We start from the raw sequence: 18,323 nt of genomic DNA, 5'->3' as shown, positions 1-18,323 counted from the left end.
ATGCTAATTTAAGAGCTGTATAAATTTCGATCTAAATCAGCTAAATAATTGATGTTTCAAAAGAATTGGCATCAAACTTGTTCAAAGGATCTGGATTGAATTCATCTATCATCACTTATATTCCAGGTCTTGAAAAAAAACAAACTCATCATCTTTCTAAGTATCCTCTTTTCTCTTTCAATCCTTATTGGAACAAGGATTGATAACCAGGCGAATACAGATAAGAATTCAGAAACTAAACTTTATCATTTTCAGAAAGTTTTCCTTGAAAAAGAAGCCTTACTTGATAAATATATAAGCTACCTGGCTGAGACTTTATCGAAACAAAATGAGTTTATTCCTGAAAATGATAACCTCAGTAAAGAAGAAGCTGAACTAAAAAATAAGGAACTATCATTATTTGCAGTTGAGAATGACAGCTTGATTTATTGGAGTAATAATTCAATCAACCTTCCGCTTTCCATTATCAATAAAGAATTCGAATCTCAAATTGAATTCATTGACAATGCCTGGTTTTACATCAAAAAAACGAAGCTTGCCCAAAAACAGCTTATAGGACTGATATTGATACAAAGGCAATATACTTATGAGAATAAATACCTAAAAAATCATTTTGCAAAAGCATTCAATTTATCCGATTCCTTCATTATACATATTCATGATAATGACCCGAATGCAATCAAAAATAGCAAAGGGAAAGCACTCTTCAGTTTAGAAAAAGAAAAGGACAATTTTCTATCTCAACCCGATTTTAATAAGGCGGTCTATTTCTACTTATTAAGTTTACTGTTTGGTGTTCTATTAGCTATTCAAATCATTAGGATGCGAAAAAAACTATGGTTCCGCAGCATCGGTATTCTAGCCTTTGGTTTTCTATTGATCTGGATCCGATATATCATGCTAAGCAAAGGTATTCCCAATATTTTTTCAAGTATGGAGCTCTTCTCACCGGTCCTTTTCGCATCTTCATTCTACTTTCCTTCCTTGGGAGACTTTGCCATAAACAGCTTCTTCATATTCAGTTTTATTTATGCCTACACTAAGTATTTCCCTTATCAGGTTATGCTAAGAAATAGAGCTCTGACATACAACTATATTTTCTTATTCATAAATCTGATATTCTTTTATCTTCTATATGCGACCATCAGCATTCTCTTTAAAAACCTGGTTTTAGATTCGAGTTTATCCTTCCAGATGTTTGAGATTAAAAGCAATTGGATCTATTCCATATTAGGTTTAGTGGTATTGATTCAACTATTTTATGGCCTTATTCTTCTTGGTAAACTCACCAATAGAAGTATTAAAGATAAGATCTCAATACCCTTTAGGTTTTTAGTAATCACCCTTTTCTTTGGCATCATATTCCTTTTAAAAAAAATAATGGGTATGCCTATTGATCGGTTGGAATTAGCTTTCGAATTCTCTTTATTATCAGCAATTATTCTCATCGATAAGTTTGTTAGGCCTAATTACTTTCACACCTTTTTCATCAGCTTACTACTTTGTGTTTCTATTTTTATTGGCAATCGAATAAACACATTTTCGGATCAAAAGGAAAAACAGGTGCGTGTTCTCGAAACACTTAACTTATATTCTGAATACAGTCCTACATCAGAAGCTTTACTTATAGAACTAGAAAAACAAATAACCTCTGATCCCAATTTAAAGCAGCTTTGTAAAAGTCTTGTTTCCAACGAGATTAAAATCACAGACTACCTGATAACCAATTTCCTAGTTGGCTACTGGGAACAATTCCACATACAAATCACAATTTGTGGTGAAAAAGATGAACTAAATGTAGAACCTGATAATCAAATTCGAAACTGCTATGAATTCTTCGAGGAAATGATTCTTAAGAACGGTGAAATTATCGTTGGCAGTAACTTCTACAACTTAAACGAATACGATGGGATGGTTTCCTATTTGGGGAAGATTGAAATTGAGTCATCAGGAAAGGATAGCCACCGTATTTTTATTCGTCTCGATTCTAAATCAAGATCGCAAGGTCTGGGTTATCCTGATCTTCTTCTCGATGAAAAACTTAGAGTTCTGGCAATGGGAAAAGATTATTCCTATGGAAAATACCGTAAGGGTAAACTAATTGCTTCGTCTGGCGAATTCAACTATTACCTAAACGATGCTGGTTTTGGCAACTCAAAAGACAGCCATGCCTTAAAAAAACTGGATCATTATTCACATCTGATCTACCGTTTCGGAGAGAATTCTCTTGTTCTCAGTTCGCCTGAAATTACCTGGTTTAAAAAATTCATTAGCATACCCTACATCTTTATTCTTTTCTATATTTTCACTATAATCATTGGCTTTATAGAGCGATTCCCATGGCGACTGAGATTAAAATATAGTTTTAAGTATCGAATACAATATTCGATAATTGCCGTTTTAATGCTTTTTTTCCTTCTACTAGGAGGAGGTAGTATTTATTATAATATTGAACAGTTCAACCATAAGCACAATAAAGAATTAGGTGAGAAATTACAGATTATAAAGCAGGAAATAATTCCGGAGCTCCAATTCAATCCTGATAAGAATAGCATTACCGAAAGATTACAACAAATATCTAATTTGATCTTTGCCGATATACATCTTTACAATATCAAAGGAGAATTAATTGCCTCATCGCGGCAAGAAATTTTTGATAAAAAACTGCAAGGCGAACAGATGAATTTTTCCGCGTTTTATCAACTCTTCTATAAAGAACGAACTCACTTTATACATAAAGAACAGATTGGTAATATGGAATATCTCTCAGCATATGAAAGCCTCGTTGATGCCGACAATCAGCGCTTGGCTTTTATCAATCTCCCTTACTTCATAAAAAGTCAGGATCTAAAATCAGAACTTTTTAATTTAATCCTTACAGGAATCAATCTGCACCTCTTTATGATTTTGATTGCCATTTTTGTTTCAGTCATCATCTCTAATAAGATTACTCAACCATTAAGGTTGATCGAAAACAAATTGCAAAGTACACGCTTGGGCACACACAGCACAGCCATTGAATACACTAAAAATGACGAAATAGGGAGTTTGGTAAGAGTATATAATAAGATGTTGGTTGATTTGGAACAGTCGGCAGAACTCTTAGCCCAATCAGAACGAGAATCAGCTTGGAGAGAAATGGCTCGACAGGTAGCGCATGAAATTAAGAATCCACTTACACCCATGAAATTGAGTATTCAATTTTTGCAACGTCGTTACGATGATCAGTCACCAGATTGGGGTAAGCACTTAAAGCAAGTCAGCGAAACACTTATCCATCAAATAGACACACTTTCGTCCATTGCTACGGCATTCTCAAACTTTGCTAAAATGCCTGAATTAAAATCAGAGGATTTGAATTTGGTCGAGATATTAAAACATGCATTTTCACTTTATCAAAACGACAAGCATGAAATTGAGTTAAACTTAAATGGAATTGAAAAGGCCATGGCTAGCCTTGACAGGGAGCAATTTGTTCGAATCTACGTCAATCTTTTAAATAATGCGATTGAATCTATTCCAAGCGATCAGGAAGGAATAATCTTAGTGGAATTGAAAGAAGAAAATGAGTATTGGATGACTTCTGTTAAAGACAATGGCAAAGGAGTTGACCCCAAAATAAAGGGAAGACTTTTCTATCCAAACTTCACTACAAAGTCAAGTGGAATGGGCTTAGGCCTTGCTATTGTGAAAAATAGCGTGGTACAAGCTGGAGGAGAAATATGGGTCGAATCAGAACTAGGTAAAGGAAGTTGCTTTTACATCAAAATACCAAAAAAAATAATTTAGTGAATGAGGACATGAGTTAATGAGTAAAAACACTTCTCAAATAAAGATAGCCTATAGATAATAAGATTAGAGTTTCTCGTTGTCAGGGATTAAACTTGGCAGAATAAGAACGTATAATTGATCAAAAGAAAAGTAAATCGGAAATAATTGGGAGTATCCTATAATCTCATTAACTCTTTCACTTACTTAACCTCATCCATGGCAATCAAATTATTCAGAATAGCATAAACCGTCAAACCTGAAACTGATTTTATACCTAATTTCTGAGTAATATTTTTTCGATGTGTAACTACGGTGTGGATGCTAATAAACAATTGATCAGCAATTTCTTTATTGGTTAAACCGAGAGCAATGTGTTTTAAAATATTTTTCTCACGAGCACTAATTGGCTCATCTGATTTTACATTTTTATTCTTCTTATCAATATCATCTTTCAAACTTTCTAAACAAGCTAATATCTTGTTTTGGTCATCATTATAATGGATAAATGCATCAGCAGAATACTTATTCTCGGCCTCATCATCATTAGAGATAATCACAAGCTTGCAGGCCTTTAATTTACCACACTCCTCATTAATCAGCTTGGCATTGGCGTCCAACAAATCAGGGTTTAAAATCAATATATTGGGCTTAAGCGTACTTAAACTTTCAAACAAACCTTCAGCCTTATCCATTTTCTGAATAACCTGATTATCACCTAGATTTTTAAGAATAGTATCCAACCCTTTTTGAATCAGGTATGAAGCTTCAGCAACTACAATCGTAATATTATTCATAGCTTCAAATTAAATCAGTTCAGTAATAATCTTTTCCATGGAAATCATCTTCGGTAGCAAAACCTTATCCTCAATTCGGGAATGGTAATTCAAATCCTGTTCCAGCATAAAGAGTAACTGAATAATTTTATGATATAGACTTGTATTCAAAGGTGGAGTCAAATATTTTATCATGATGGTCTTTAAGTCCATCAACTTTTCCTCCACATCATCATGAGCATCCTGGTATCTAGAAATTGAAAATGATTCATAAATCTTTTTATTGGAATCAGAAATAAAACCCGTACTGCAAATTTCCTCAACCGCCAATACATAAGGAAAAACAACTTCTTCCTCGTGCAAAATATGCTCTGTTAATTCATTTTTATATCCTTCGTAAAAATTTCTTATCAGGAGTATATACTTCTCATCTTCAGCTTCAGCATGCTGCAATGATTCGATTAAATCTTCAATCTCGGTAAGCTTCTCGTTCAAATAACTCGAGTGGGTCATTTTCAAATAAGCTACAATATCCTTTGATGGGATTGACTGCAATTCTTCCTTAGGAAAATAATCTTTATCATGGTATGTGTTAACCAATTGTAGAAAGAAATTAAGATCAATCTCAGTCTCATCACAAATCTCCTTCACCGTTTTATCACCGAAACCTAAATTGATTCCAAAACGATAAATTACAGGAATCAACATGTAATTCATTTGAATAACACTGGCCATTTTCATATCCTTCGTAATGCGCATATGATCGTTTTTTATTGATTGAAGATTTAAATTACACAATATTCTGTAGATAACAAGATGAGAGCTCAAAAACAGACATTTTAGTCTGAAAGGAGCTCTCAAATATGAAATAGAAAAACGGAAATCGAATGAAATATTAACACTAAAAAAGAAATATTATGGCAAAAGATTTCTCGATCTTCATTTGATTACGGCTTCTATAGCTTTGTTTTATTATGACAAAAATAACTTCAGTAAAACTGAACTGCAATACCAATATGTAGGTATATATAAAAACCAATAGACGGAAAAAACGTGTATTCGTATCCCTATCGATACCAATACACGTTTACTATTTTATTACAATAAAGCTTATAAAAGCAACAATTGCATTATTTCTTTCTCATTAAGACCTGAATTGGTACACCTGAAAAGTTCCAATTGTCACGAATCTGATTCTCAAGATAACGTCTATATGAATCCTGGATATATTGAGGCAGGTTACAATAGAACACAAAAGTTGGTGCGTAAGTCGGCAATTGAGAAACAAACTTGATTTGGATAAATTTCCCTTTCACAGCTGCTGGTCTATAGTGTTCTATAGCCTTAAGCATAATCTTATTCAACTCTGAAGTTTTAATTTTACGAACACGATTTTCGTAAACCTCAATAGCTGATTCCAAAACCTTAATCAGACGTACTTTTTCAACTGCTGAGGTAAAGATGATTGGCACATCGGTAAAAGGAGCCATTTTATTACGAATCTCGGCTTCAAACTCTTTCATGGTATTGGTTTCTTTCTGAAGTAAGTCCCACTTGTTAACCATGATCACACAACCTTTACGGTTTTTGATAATAATGTCTAAAACTGCCAAGTCCTGAGCTTCTAAACCACGAACAGCATCTAAAATCAAAACACAAACGTCAGAACTTTCAATAGTACGAATAGAACGCATTACCGAATAAAACTCAAGGTCTTCATTAACCTTTGGTTTCTTACGAACTCCAGCTGTATCTACCATGATAAAATCATGACCGAAACCTTGGAAACGTGTATGAATAGAGTCACGAGTTGTACCTGCTATTTCAGTAACAATATTTCTTTCAACACCCAATAAGGCATTCACAGTTGATGATTTCCCAACATTAGGACGACCAACAAAAGCAATACGAGGCAAATCCAATTCTTCTTCTTCTTCTGGCTTCTCAATAAAATCTCCAACCAAAGCATCAAGCATTTCTCCCGTTCCAGATCCATTTACCGATGAAACTGGATAAACCATATCGCCTATTCCTAAAGAATAAAACTCATTGGCAGTATAAATCAATTCATTATTGTCAGCCTTATTGGCAATAACATAAACCTTTTTCTTGGTACGACGAAGAATCTTCGCTACCGCCTCATCGAAATCGGTTATTCCATGTCTTACATCTAGCACAAATAAAATAGCATCTGACTCATCAATGGCTAACATGACCTGCTTACGGATTTCATCCTCGAAGATATCGTCTGAATTGACAGAAAACCCACCTGTATCAATTAATGAAAACTCGATTCCATTCCAATCTGCCTTACCATAATTTCTATCACGAGTTACACCCGCTGTTTCGTTTACAATCGCCTTACGAGTGCCTGTTAAACGATTAAAAAGTGTAGATTTCCCAACGTTTGGACGACCTACAATTGCAACTATATTGCCCATTTCTTAATTATTTTTCATTCTTACTTTCAAAAGAAAGCCAAGAATCCTTATTCAAATTTATTTGAGCGAATACATCGTCTCTCTAAGACTATTCAATCACTCATCCCTAAAGGATACTAATCAACTTTATTATTTCTGGTAACCAAAGCCCTTAAGCTGAGAATCTTTACTTCTCCAATCTTTAGCAACCTTAACATAAAGCTGCAAGAATACTTTTTTACCAAAAAATGCTTCTATATCTTTTCGAGCATCGGTTCCTACTTTTTTCAAAGCAAAACCTTTGTGCCCAATAATAATTCCTTTTTGCGAAGTTCTCTCAACATTTATAACGGCCATGATTCTAATGATCTTGGGTTCGTCCTTATATTCCTCAACTTCAACCTCAACACTATAAGGCACTTCCTTATCGTAGTTCACCAAGATTTTTTCTCTGATAATTTCTGTCACAAAGAAACGAGCTGGTAAATCTGTCACCTCATCTTTTGCAAAATATGGAGGTCCTTCAGGAAGTAATTCTAAAATACGGTTGAATAAGTTCTCAACGTTAAAATTCTCCTTAGCCGACATAGGGAAGATCTCTGCTTGAGGGATTTTCTCTTTCCAACGATCAAACAACTTAACCAATTTAGCCTGATCAGTTAGGTCAATCTTATTAATAATCAACAAAACAGGAACAGTAGCTCCTTGTACCTTCTTCAAAAACTCTTCGTTCTTGTCAATGGTCTCAACCACATCGGTTACGTAAAGAATAATGTCTGCATCAACTAAAGCCGATGTAGAAAATTTCATCATCGATTCTTGAAGCTTATAATTTGGCTTCAATACACCAGGAGTATCCGAATATACTATCTGGAAATCATCTCCATTTACAATCCCTTTAATTCTATGGCGAGTTGTTTGAGATTTCGACGTAATAATCGAAATACGTTCTCCAACCAAATTATTCATTAGGGTTGATTTACCTACATTGGGATTTCCAATGATGTTTACAAAACCTGATTTATGAGGTGTTTTTTCTGTCATGTTGTAATTATGAGGTTCCGTGACTTTAAAACTTAGGTTTCTTGTTTTTCATAAACAGCAACAAACCAAAAACTTATAGGCAAAATCTCGAAACATTTTGAATCTGCAAATATAAGTCTTTTTCTTGTAAGGCAAGAACAAGTGTTTGATTTAATTGTGTTTGAGTTTTACACCTTCATCAAATAAAATCAGACTGGAGGTTTTCAATAGAAAAAGCACCCTCAAAATTAATCGAGAGTGCTTAAATATTGCTTAAACTAAAAAATGAGTTTTAATTTGCTACAGCTTCAAACTTAAGAGTTTCAACGTCTGTAACTTCTCCTACAGTCACATCAACATTATCAAGAGTCACTTTTGTCAAACCACTCTCAACAGTAGGAATGCCAACAACTCTATATGTTCCTTGCTCTAATGCTCGAATTAGAAATTTTCCTTCTTCATTTGGATAGGTCGAAATACTATCTGTTCCAAGGATGGCATACACAACACAATCAGTCTCAATAGGATTAATCATACCTTTAATAGCTCCTGTTTGGGCTTCCATTTCAGCTCGAATGACAGGTTTCAGAATATATTTACCTGAATTACCTGCTTTAACGATCGATTTAGCTGCATCAAAATCTAAAACCAACTTGTAAGTAACACCAGCCTCAAGCATCGTGTTGAGTTTAATCTTAAGACCACTCTGAGATGCGGAAGGTGTATCTAAATCGACCTCTACATCATCTATACCAAGCTTGTTATTATCACCCAATATCAATCGTATCTCTTGCAATTCTCCTTCTGGCAATTCAATTTCACCTAGAATAGCTTCTTCTCCATTGGTTAATTTCAGTAGATCGTAAACTTTCTGCTCAACATTATCAAGTGAATGCCAACCTCCAGAATTAACTTTTACATCAGCTACATCAATTAGAACCGATTTATAATCTGCTGGAGCATCAACCAGACTTACCTTAATTTTTGCCATTTTACTATCATCACTCTCACAGGCTGAAAAAATTGACGCTGCCAGTAAACAGAAGCCAATCATTCGAAATAACTTTCTCATATCATTAGATTTTAAAATGTGTATATCGCAAGTATACGACTTTATCTATTACTGGACAAATGAAATTCCACATCTAATCACCTGAACACTACACATAATAACCCAACGATCTAATCGATCAAAACCTCTTTTTTTTCTTAATAATTTCAAAACTATTTCTCAGGATTGTAATAATCAGATCATTATTACACACGACTTAACTTTTGAGAGAAACTTATTATTCGAGTATCGTCGTTAGTGTATTTAACTAAGGATGAATTAAGCTATAAGCTTATTTATTCCTATTATTTTTTTACTCTTTACACAATAAAATTGAGGTCAAAAAAAAAAGCACCCTCAAAATTAATTGAGAGTGCTTTCTATTTTAGATATGAGTTTTGAGATCTGAGAATTGATAAATGTGATTAAATCAAACTCTCCTATCTCAAATCTTACTTTTTCATTAATTCAGCATAGTGCTTGTAGAACAATGGAATCGTATTAATTCCATTGAAGAATTGCTCCAATGGGAAGTTCTCATTTGGTGAGTGAATCGCATCACTTTCTAAACCGAATCCCATTAATACTGATTTGGTTCCTAGAATCTCTTCGAAAGTCGAGATAATTGGAATAGATCCACCCGAACGAACAGGAACAGGGCGCTTACCATAAACTTCGGTGTAAGCTTTATCTGCTGCCTGGTATGCAGGAATATCAATTGGACAAACATAGCCTTGACCACCATGAAGAGGTGTAACGACTACTTTTACTGAATCAGGTGCAATTGACTCAAAGTGATCCTTGAAAAGAACAGAGATCTTTTCCCAATCCTGATTAGGAACCAAACGAGTAGAAATCTTAGCATGTGCTTTTGAAGGCAATACGGTTTTAGCACCTTCGCCAATATAACCACCCCAAATACCACAAATATCGAATGATGGACGAATTCCTGTGTGCTCTGAAGGTGTATAACCTTTTTCGCCAGCCAATTCTTTTACATCAATTGCTTTCTTGTATTCTTCTACATCAAAAGGAGCTTTAGCCATCATAGCACGCTCTTCTTTTGATACCTCAATCACATCATCGTAGAATCCAGGAATAGTAATATGACCATTCTCGTCAACCATTTGAGTGATCATTTTAGCCAATACATTGATTGGATTTGCTACTGCACCACCAAACAATCCTGAGTGAAGATCACGATTAGGACCAGTCACTTCAACTTCCCAATACATCAAACCACGAAGACCTGTAGTGATAGATGGTATATCCGGAGCAATCATACCTGTATCTGAAACCAAAATGATATCAGCCTTCAGCATTTCTTTATGCTCTTGGCAGAATTTAGGAAGATTAGGTGAACCGACTTCTTCTTCACCTTCAATCATAAACTTTACATTACAAGGCAAGCAATCATTCTTAACCATGTATTCAAAAGCCTTAGCATGCATAAAAGCTTGCCCTTTATCATCATCAGCACCACGTGCCCAAATCTTACCGTCTTTTACTACTGGCTCGAAAGGATTGGTATCCCAAAGTTCGATAGGATCAACTGGCATGACATCCATATGTCCGTAAACCAAAACAGTTGGTAGAGCTGGGTCAATAATCTTTTCACCATAAGTTACTGGATTTCCCTCTGTTTCAAGAACCACCGCTTTATCAGCACCAGCATCTAGCATCAACTGCTTCCAATATTCAGCAGCTTTATACATTTCTGGTTTGTTAGCTTCAATCGAGCTAATCGATGGAATGCGAATCAATCCAAATAATTCATCAAGAAATCTATCTTTATTCTCGTCAATATACCCTTTAATGTTGTCCATGTAGTATGTGTTTAAATTGAGTTTAAATTTTAGAGTGGTAAATATACAAATCCGAAATTCAAAATTCAATTAAAGATCGTTAATTAAGCTTCAGTAAAGTTATTAAATAAGGTGATTCATCATTGGAAAGCCAAACTTCAGCTTATTTTTAAAATTAACAAATCATAATATTGTAATCTTTAAGTCTTATCTTGAAATTCTAAATATGAGAGAAACATGAACAATTCAAAAACTGGTATTGAAATATTAATCTTCAGATTAAGTATTCTTTGTCTAATTTATTTCGCGCTATTATTTCTAAACAGCTATCTATTTCATTATGACGCAACAATAATTGGGGTATTCCAGGAATTATTAACCATTCCCTTTTTATTTGGCACACTAATTCTTTTAGTTATTTCTGCGAGATCCATTTATTTAAAGAAGTTTGCCCTTAAAAACATTTCAAGCTGGTCTCTTATTATCTTAACGATTCTCTCAATCGTTGTTTTAGGCAGTTTCTTAATCAGTTAATAATTCGATTATTCAATAAAAATAAAATAGCCATAAATCTGGACATTCATCCAATTTACGGCTATTCATTAATCTTTATGAATCAGTCTGTTTAAACAACTAGTTTATCGTCTTATCTGATAGATTTCCTCTAGATTTTCAGCTGCATATTCCAATTCATTATACCAATCCTCGCCATATTTACGGATCAAAGGATCTTTTAAGAATTTATAAACAGGTGTTCCCATCTTAAAACCTAACTCACGAGCAGGTCCACAAATACTCCACTTGTTATAATTCACAGCATCGAATTCTGGGTATTTTTCAATTCTAATAGGATATAAAGAACATGAAATTGGTTTACGGTAGGTAATTTTTCCATCAAGAAAAGCCTTCTCTATACCACACAAAGCCAATCCATTTTCAAAAACGGTATAAACACATTCTTTATCATTAATGATTGGCGTCACCAAATCTCCATCAGCATCAATCACCGAAGTGCCTTGTTTCTCAATCTCCTCAATACCTTTCTCTGTCAGGTATTCTTTAATATCTGGATAAATTTCTTCAAGAATTGCCTTCTCATCCTCATCTAATGGAGCACCAGAATCTCCTTCAACACAACAAGCACCTTTACATTTGCCAAAATCACAAATAAATTTCTTCTCAATCACATCGAGACTTACTATGGCATTTCCTATCTGTAACACTATATAATATATTTAGAATTTGAGGTTTCTGATTTTAGATGAGCTATTTACAACAAACCCATCAGCTAAAAAAAAGAATCCGTACTATCGGCAAAGATAATACGGATTTTTATATTGCAGTAAACTTTTAGATATAAAGCCTGAGACTGATTTTGAGAATCTATATTCTCAGGCCTCACATCTAAATATTTTATAATCTATTTTACGATCAAAGACTTACCTGTCATATCAGCAGGCTGCTCAAGTCCCATAATATCAATAATAGTTGGAGCCACATCAGCTAAAATACCATCTTCTAATTTCTTAGGATTTTCAGTCACCCAGATACATGGAACTGGATTCAGTGAATGAGCAGTATTTGGTGATCCATCAGGATTAACAGCAAAATCAGCATTACCGTGATCAGCAATGATGATGACATCGTAACCATTCGCTTTAGCAGCTTCAACAACTTGCTTAGCACAATTATCAACTGCCTGAACGGCTTTTGAAATCGCTTCGTAAACACCCGTGTGTCCTACCATATCGCCATTAGCGAAATTCAAACAAACAAAGTCTGCTGATTGAGCGTTCAATTCTGCTGTAATCTTATCTGCAACCTCTGGAGCAGACATTTCTGGCTGTAAATCGTAAGTTGCTACCTTTGGTGAGGCAACCATCAAACGCGTTTCTCCTTCGAATTCAGCCTCACGACCACCTGAGAAGAAGAAGGTTACGTGAGCATACTTCTCTGTTTCAGCAATACGGATTTGTTTTTTACCAGCTTTAGATACAACCTCACCCAAAGTATTCTGAACATTATCCTTATCGTAAATAACATTCACCCCTTTAAAGTTAGCATTGTAGCAAGTCATGGTATACCAATCAACTTTCATGGTATGCATACCAAATTCCTGCTTATCTTCTTGAGAGAAAACAGTGGTCATCTGGCGCAAACGGTCGGTGCGATAATTGAAACAAATCACCACATCGCCTTCTTCAATTATTGCTAAAGGATTACCGTCAGCATCAACTGCAAAAACAGGCTTGATAAACTCATCAGATATCCCATCAGCATATGAATCCTCAACAGCTTTAACCATGTCAATAGCTGATTGACCTTCAGCCTTTGTATATAAATCGTAAGCTAACTTTACTCGCTCCCAATTATTATCACGATCCATACCATAATAACGCCCAATTAGTGATGCCAATTTAGCAGAACCTTCAATCTCGCTCATAAAGTTTTTAACAAACTCCAAGCCTGATTTAGGGTCGGTATCACGTCCATCAGTTAAACCATGAACGAAAACATCTTCTAATCCAGAATCTTTAGCAGCCTTACAGATTGCAACAGCGTGCGAGCTTAAAGAATGAACACCGCCGTCACCAATTAGACCAATTAAGTGAAGCTTGCTATTATTTTTCTTAGCAGTAGCAAAAGCTTTTACCAACTGCTCGTTTTCTTTAATCGTATCATTTTTAACAGCAAGGTTAATCTTCACTAAATCCTGATACACAACACGTCCAGCACCAATATTTAGGTGACCAACTTCTGAATTACCCATCTGTCCTACAGGTAAACCAACAAAATTACCCGCAGCTTGTAGAGCTGAGTTTGGATACTTTGCTAACAAACTATCAATATATGGTGTTTCTACTGTTGAAATAACATCCGAACTGGATTTATCCCCTATTCCCCATCCATCAAGGATCATCAATAAAGCTTTCTTATTATCAGCCATTTGTAGTATTTTGATTATTCAGTATTTGTATATTCCTTTTGCAAAACTACCTTAATATTCCCAATAATAAAAGAACTTACCATCCTGAAAACCTTTATTTTACATCGAAAACGTTTGCTTAAATAGAAATATTCAAAACCCCTTCAGATTCAAGGAAGGTATCTTTAACAACTTGTTTTTAAAATTCTACGTATTAATATTAACTTTGAAATTTAAATCAATATTCTAATCCAAAATTTCCCCAATGATCAAATTCAATAAATCGTGGCTATTCGCCATTTTACTTCTTTTTATTCTTACTGCTTGTAAAAAAGATGATGATAACGATAAACAAGAAGAAACAACAGTAGTTGAAGTTCTTGATGAAATTATGAAAGAATGGTATTTATGGAATGATGAACTTCCTTCGTTGGATGTCAGCAATTACAATGACTTAAACACCTATTTCAATGATTTATTGGTTGATCAGGATAAATGGAGTTTCATTGCCAATCTAGATGCGCTTTTGGCATTCCTAAACAACGGAACTTACACGGGTTATGGTTTCGATTTACAATTTGAAGAAGGAAATAATACGCCTCGAGTTAGCCTTGTTTACGATCAATCTCAACTCTATGATGCTGGTATTACGCGATCTTGGAAACTTTTAGAAATCAACAATCAGACTACCAGCTCGATGAATGAAGATCAAATTAGAGATAAACTTAGAGATAATTCTGTTTCATTACTTTTTGAAAACAATTCTGGTGAGCAAAAAACACTCGATCTTATAAAAAAAGAGATGAATCAAAATACGGTGATTAATAGTACCATGATTCCTGGTCAGAGCAAAAAAGTGGCTTACCTTGTATTTGACAGCTTTTTAGGAAGTTCTAAAGCAGAACTAAATGAAGCTTTCAACTATTTTAACGCTGAAGGGGCTGAAGAATTGGTGCTGGATATGAGATATAATGGCGGTGGAAGTACAGAAATTGCGAACCAACTTGCAGGCCTAATTTCAGGTAATACCTACCAAGGTGAAATTTTCTCAAAATACATTTTCAATGAATCTAAATCTTCAGAAAACTTTAATGAAGCCTTCTCAAATCAAGCTTCTGCATATGGTTTCAATCGAGTATTTGTAATCACAACGGCTGCAACTGCATCTGCCAGCGAATTGGTTATTAATTCTCTTAAACCCTATATGGGAGCCGAAAACATCAAGCTTATTGGTAGTAAAACCCATGGAAAACCGGTTGGAATGAACGTCTTCGAAGTTGAAAAATTCAACCTTGCCGTTTTGCCAATAACCTTCCATATTACTGATAAAAATAATATGGGGTATTATTTTAATGGTATTCCTGTGGATCATGCAGTAGAGGATGATACCACTCACGATTGGGGAGATATTGACGAAAGCAATTTAAAAGCAGCTCTCGATTACATCAACAATAACGCATTCCCAGCCGTGACTGCCAGAGCAAAAAAAGGATATAAACGTGAATTCGTTCGCAAAGGTTTAGACGAATTGATTAGTGCTTTTTAATCTATAGAGCAAACAAAATTAAAGATAAAGAGGTAGCCATTCTAGTTACCTCTTTTATTTTGTTGCTGATCAAAATACCATGCAAACAAAAAAGCCCTACCTTTGCGCCCTAATATTATCAGTAAGAATATAATAAGATTCACTTTCGATGGAAACTAAGAAGTTAACGCAATTCAGTCCGGGAGCCGGTTGTGGATGTAAAATATCGCCAAAAGATTTAGAAATTATTTTAAAATCGAGTGCGCCTCATATAAAAGATCCAAATTTATTAGTTGGTAACGATAGTAAGGATGACGCCGCTGTTTTCGATTTAGGAAACGGTACAGCTGTAATTAGTACGACTGATTTTTTCACTCCCATTGTTGATGATCCATACGACTTTGGTCGAATTGCAGCAACCAATGCCATTAGCGATGTTTATGCTATGGGGGGTAAACCCATTATGGCTCTTGCTATTTTGGCTTGGCCATTAGATAAATTGCCAACCGAATTGGCTCAACAAGTTATTGAAGGTGCTCGTGATGTCTGTGCTGATGCTGGCATCCAATTGGCAGGTGGTCATTCTATTGATATTTCCGATCCTGTTTTTGGTCTATCGGTAAACGGTATTGTATCAACTGACCGAATCAAACAAAATAATACGGCAACACCAAACTGTAGCCTTTTCCTAACAAAACCTCTTGGAATTGGTGTATTCACGACTGCTGAAAAGAAACAATTAATCGCTCACGAAGACAACCAGATTGTGGTTGATTTAATGTGTAGTTTAAATAAGGTTGGTCAGGTTTTTGGTAAACTTGATTACATTAAATCAATGACTGATGTCACAGGTTTTGGTTTATTAGGTCACTTAAGTGAAATTTGTGAAGGATCAAATGTTAATGCTACAATCAACTATGCAGATGTTCCAAAAATGAAAGGCGTAGAAGCTCTGATTGAACAAGGATCGACTCCGGGAGGAACGCGAAGAAACTGGGCTTCATACGGTCACTTAGTGGGTGAAATTACCGAAATGCAAAAGGCTTTACTTTGCGATCCTCAAACCAGTGGAGGACTGCTTGTTGCTGTTGAAAATGAGCACATTGCTGAATTTAAAGAAATAGCCAAATCAGAAGGATTCATTTTGGAATCAATTGGAGAGCTTTCAGCGCGAACAAATAATACAGAAGCTTACATCAACATAAAATAAGCCTAAATAAATATGAACAATTCAAATACTTTAGTTCAGATTGATAAAAACGGAATGGGAACTGGCAACGAAGAGTTAGGCCTTATCCTTATTTCGAACTATCTAAAACTAAGCCTAAGTAACGAACAACTGCCCAAAATTATCACATTCTATAATGCTGGCGTTCAATTAACCTGCACAGATTCTCCAGTTCTCGACACATTAAGAGAAATGGAAAAAGCAGGCGTAAAGATGATTATCTGCAAAACCTGTTTAAACTTTTATCAACTTGCAGATAAAGTAGAAGTCGGAATCCAAGGAACTATGCAGGATATTATCACTCTGCAAGCAGATGCCTCAAAAGTGATTAATCTTTAGGCTATCTTAATTATATAAAGAACAAGCCCATTTGACAATGTCAAATGGGCTTGTTTTATATCTATCTCTCAAGACTAATAATGTGTCAAGATATTGATCTCTTTTTGAGTTAAGAATCTAAATTTTCCTCGTGGTAAATTTTTCTTAGTCAATCCTGCAAAATAAACACGGTCCAGTTTCTCAACCTTATACCCTAAGTGTTCGAAGATACGACGAACAATTCTATTTTTACCTGAGTGAATCTCGATACCCACTTGCGACTTATCCTTAGGATCAACATAGCTAACTTCATCAGCCTGAATAAAACCATCTTCCAACTCTAAACCATCAGCAATCTTAAGCAATTCATCTCTGGAAATGTTACGATCCAAATGAACATGATAAATCTTCTTTCTCTCATAGCTCGGATGCGTCAATTTCTTAGTCAAATTACCATCATTGGTAAATAACAGTACACCTGTGGTGTCTCTATCCAATCTCCCAACTGGATAAATACGTTCCTCACAAGCATCTCCAATCAAATCCATTACAGTTTTTCTACCTGTAGGATCATCTAGAGTTGTAACAAAATCTTTAGGCTTATTCATCAAAAGGTAAACCTTAGCCTCAGCCATCAAACGAACTCCATCCAAACGAACATCATCATCTTTACTCACCTTAGTTCCAACCTCGGTGACCGTAATGCCATTTACCATGATCTGTTTATCAACAATTAATTTATCTGCCTCACGACGCGAACAAACGCCAGAATTTGCAATAAATTTATTCAAACGCAACATACCATCAGCAGGACCATTCAAGCGGTTATACTCCAATTGCTTCTTCTTCGAATAACGACTCTTAACCTGGAAAGTATCCTCTCCCTCTTCAGCCACTTTCTTTTTCTCAAAAGTTTCTTCTGAGCGATCAACATTATCTCTATGTTGAAATCTCTTCCTATCCTTATAGCTTCTTTCTGTCCCCTTATGAGAAAATTCATCCTTCTCTTGGCGAACAACTGATTTCCCAACACGCAAACCAGAAGGTCGTTTTTCTTCTCTTCTAGGAGTTGGTTGATTTTTACCTCTATAAGCTTTCTTATTTTTCTTATGTGTCGATTCAGAACTGTCAGACGATCTTGGAGCTCTATTCACTCGAGATTCGCTAGAACCATCCTCATTTCTTTTTGCACGATTATCATTATTTCTCCCCTGATAAGCTCGGTCACTTTTAGCAGCTCTATCAGCTTTCTTATGAGAAAACTCAGAATCAGATCTCTCTCCTTTTTCCGATGATTTTGGTCCTCTATTGAATTTTGATTCGTCAAAACGACCTTCTTCATTTCTTGATGAACGGAACGATTGCTTTCCTCTTTGCTTGTTTCCGTATTTCTTATCTTCCATTATTTTAACAACTTTTCGTTATTCTTCAGCCTACAAAGTTATTAAATATCAGCAAATATCTACTCTATATCAGGGAAAAA

13 protein-coding genes are annotated in these 18,323 nt (G+C 35.1%); 4 read left to right on the top strand and 9 right to left on the bottom strand.

All coding sequences use genetic code 11. The annotated features are described in order from the left end of the window. Positions 1-129 precede the first annotated feature (129 nt). On the top strand, positions 130-3,789 hold the full coding sequence (locus tag DWB61_RS13705) for an ATP-binding protein (RefSeq protein ID WP_125031484.1): 3,660 nt from the start codon (positions 130-132) through the stop codon (positions 3,787-3,789). Between the two features lie 182 nt (positions 3,790-3,971). On the opposite strand, the gene DWB61_RS13700 is transcribed toward DWB61_RS13705, so the two are convergent. The 8 genes from DWB61_RS13700 to gpmI all read right to left on the bottom strand — a co-directional run bounded on the left by DWB61_RS13700 (position 3,972) and on the right by gpmI (position 13,790). After that, positions 3,972-4,565, bottom strand: coding sequence for a response regulator transcription factor (locus tag DWB61_RS13700; RefSeq protein ID WP_125031483.1), 594 nt, complete (start codon positions 4,563-4,565; stop codon positions 3,972-3,974). A gap of 9 nt (positions 4,566-4,574) precedes the next feature. Beyond that, positions 4,575-5,303: a hypothetical protein gene (locus DWB61_RS13695; RefSeq protein WP_125031482.1), complete on the bottom strand. Its 729-nt coding sequence runs from the start codon at positions 5,301-5,303 to the stop codon at positions 4,575-4,577. A 371-nt stretch (positions 5,304-5,674) separates the two neighbouring features. Beyond that, positions 5,675-6,985, bottom strand: coding sequence for a ribosome biogenesis GTPase Der (gene der, locus DWB61_RS13690; protein WP_125031481.1), 1,311 nt, complete (start codon positions 6,983-6,985; stop codon positions 5,675-5,677). 129 nt (positions 6,986-7,114) lie between these two features. After that, positions 7,115-8,008: a GTPase Era gene (gene era / locus DWB61_RS13685; RefSeq protein WP_125031480.1), complete on the bottom strand. Its 894-nt coding sequence runs from the start codon at positions 8,006-8,008 to the stop codon at positions 7,115-7,117. A gap of 271 nt (positions 8,009-8,279) precedes the next feature. Next, positions 8,280-9,059: a DUF4382 domain-containing protein gene (locus tag DWB61_RS13680; RefSeq protein WP_125031479.1), complete on the bottom strand. Its 780-nt coding sequence runs from the start codon at positions 9,057-9,059 to the stop codon at positions 8,280-8,282. 431 nt (positions 9,060-9,490) lie between these two features. Further along, positions 9,491-10,864 carry a dipeptidase gene (locus DWB61_RS13675; protein ID WP_125031478.1) on the bottom strand — a complete coding sequence of 458 codons (1,374 nt, stop codon included), beginning with the start codon at positions 10,862-10,864 and terminating at the stop codon, positions 9,491-9,493. Positions 10,865-11,481: 617 nt separating this feature from the next. Further along, the gene (locus DWB61_RS13670) at positions 11,482-12,066 is read right to left on the bottom strand and encodes a DUF3109 family protein (RefSeq protein WP_125031477.1); all 585 of its coding nucleotides are present in this window, start codon (positions 12,064-12,066) and stop codon (positions 11,482-11,484) included. Positions 12,067-12,263: 197 nt separating this feature from the next. Further along, positions 12,264-13,790: a 2,3-bisphosphoglycerate-independent phosphoglycerate mutase gene (gpmI, locus tag DWB61_RS13665; RefSeq protein ID WP_125031476.1), complete on the bottom strand. Its 1,527-nt coding sequence runs from the start codon at positions 13,788-13,790 to the stop codon at positions 12,264-12,266. Positions 13,791-14,034: 244 nt separating this feature from the next. Between gpmI and DWB61_RS13660 the strand changes: the two genes are divergently transcribed. From DWB61_RS13660 to DWB61_RS13650, 3 genes are all read left to right on the top strand, one after another. Beyond that, positions 14,035-15,315 (top strand): S41 family peptidase, encoded by a 1,281-nt coding sequence (locus tag DWB61_RS13660; protein WP_125031475.1) that lies wholly within the window; start codon positions 14,035-14,037, stop codon positions 15,313-15,315. Between the two features lie 148 nt (positions 15,316-15,463). Next, positions 15,464-16,504 carry a selenide, water dikinase SelD gene (gene selD / locus DWB61_RS13655; RefSeq protein WP_125031474.1) on the top strand — a complete coding sequence of 347 codons (1,041 nt, stop codon included), beginning with the start codon at positions 15,464-15,466 and terminating at the stop codon, positions 16,502-16,504. A 12-nt stretch (positions 16,505-16,516) separates the two neighbouring features. Then, positions 16,517-16,861 (top strand): DsrE family protein, encoded by a 345-nt coding sequence (locus DWB61_RS13650; RefSeq protein WP_125031473.1) that lies wholly within the window; start codon positions 16,517-16,519, stop codon positions 16,859-16,861. Positions 16,862-16,935: 74 nt separating this feature from the next. Here the strand turns inward: DWB61_RS13650 and DWB61_RS13645 are convergent, their stop codons facing one another. Next, positions 16,936-18,243: a pseudouridine synthase gene (locus DWB61_RS13645; protein ID WP_125031472.1), complete on the bottom strand. Its 1,308-nt coding sequence runs from the start codon at positions 18,241-18,243 to the stop codon at positions 16,936-16,938. Positions 18,244-18,323 lie beyond the last annotated feature (80 nt).

The organism is Ancylomarina euxina (genome assembly GCF_003863355.1).
GTDB classification, from domain to species: domain Bacteria; phylum Bacteroidota; class Bacteroidia; order Bacteroidales; family Marinifilaceae; genus Ancylomarina; species Ancylomarina euxinus.
This window is presented reverse-complemented; position numbering and strand designations above follow the sequence as displayed.

Excerpts from the sequence above, each read along its gene's own strand:
- DWB61_RS13700 (WP_125031483.1), bottom strand. The coding sequence starts at position 4,565 with ATGAATAATATTACGATTGTAGTTGCTGAAGCTTCATACCTGATTCAA.
- DWB61_RS13695 (WP_125031482.1), bottom strand. The coding sequence starts at position 5,303 with ATGCGCATTACGAAGGATATGAAAATGGCCAGTGTTATTCAAATGAAT.
- der (WP_125031481.1), bottom strand. The coding sequence starts at position 6,985 with ATGGGCAATATAGTTGCAATTGTAGGTCGTCCAAACGTTGGGAAATCT.
- era (WP_125031480.1), bottom strand. The coding sequence starts at position 8,008 with ATGACAGAAAAAACACCTCATAAATCAGGTTTTGTAAACATCATTGGA.
- DWB61_RS13680 (WP_125031479.1), bottom strand. The coding sequence starts at position 9,059 with ATGAGAAAGTTATTTCGAATGATTGGCTTCTGTTTACTGGCAGCGTCA.
- DWB61_RS13675 (WP_125031478.1), bottom strand. The coding sequence starts at position 10,864 with ATGGACAACATTAAAGGGTATATTGACGAGAATAAAGATAGATTTCTT.
- gpmI (WP_125031476.1), bottom strand. The coding sequence starts at position 13,790 with ATGGCTGATAATAAGAAAGCTTTATTGATGATCCTTGATGGATGGGGA.
- DWB61_RS13660 (WP_125031475.1), top strand. The coding sequence starts at position 14,035 with ATGATCAAATTCAATAAATCGTGGCTATTCGCCATTTTACTTCTTTTT.
- selD (WP_125031474.1), top strand. The coding sequence starts at position 15,464 with ATGGAAACTAAGAAGTTAACGCAATTCAGTCCGGGAGCCGGTTGTGGA.
- DWB61_RS13650 (WP_125031473.1), top strand. The coding sequence starts at position 16,517 with ATGAACAATTCAAATACTTTAGTTCAGATTGATAAAAACGGAATGGGA.
- DWB61_RS13645 (WP_125031472.1), bottom strand. The coding sequence starts at position 18,243 with ATGGAAGATAAGAAATACGGAAACAAGCAAAGAGGAAAGCAATCGTTC.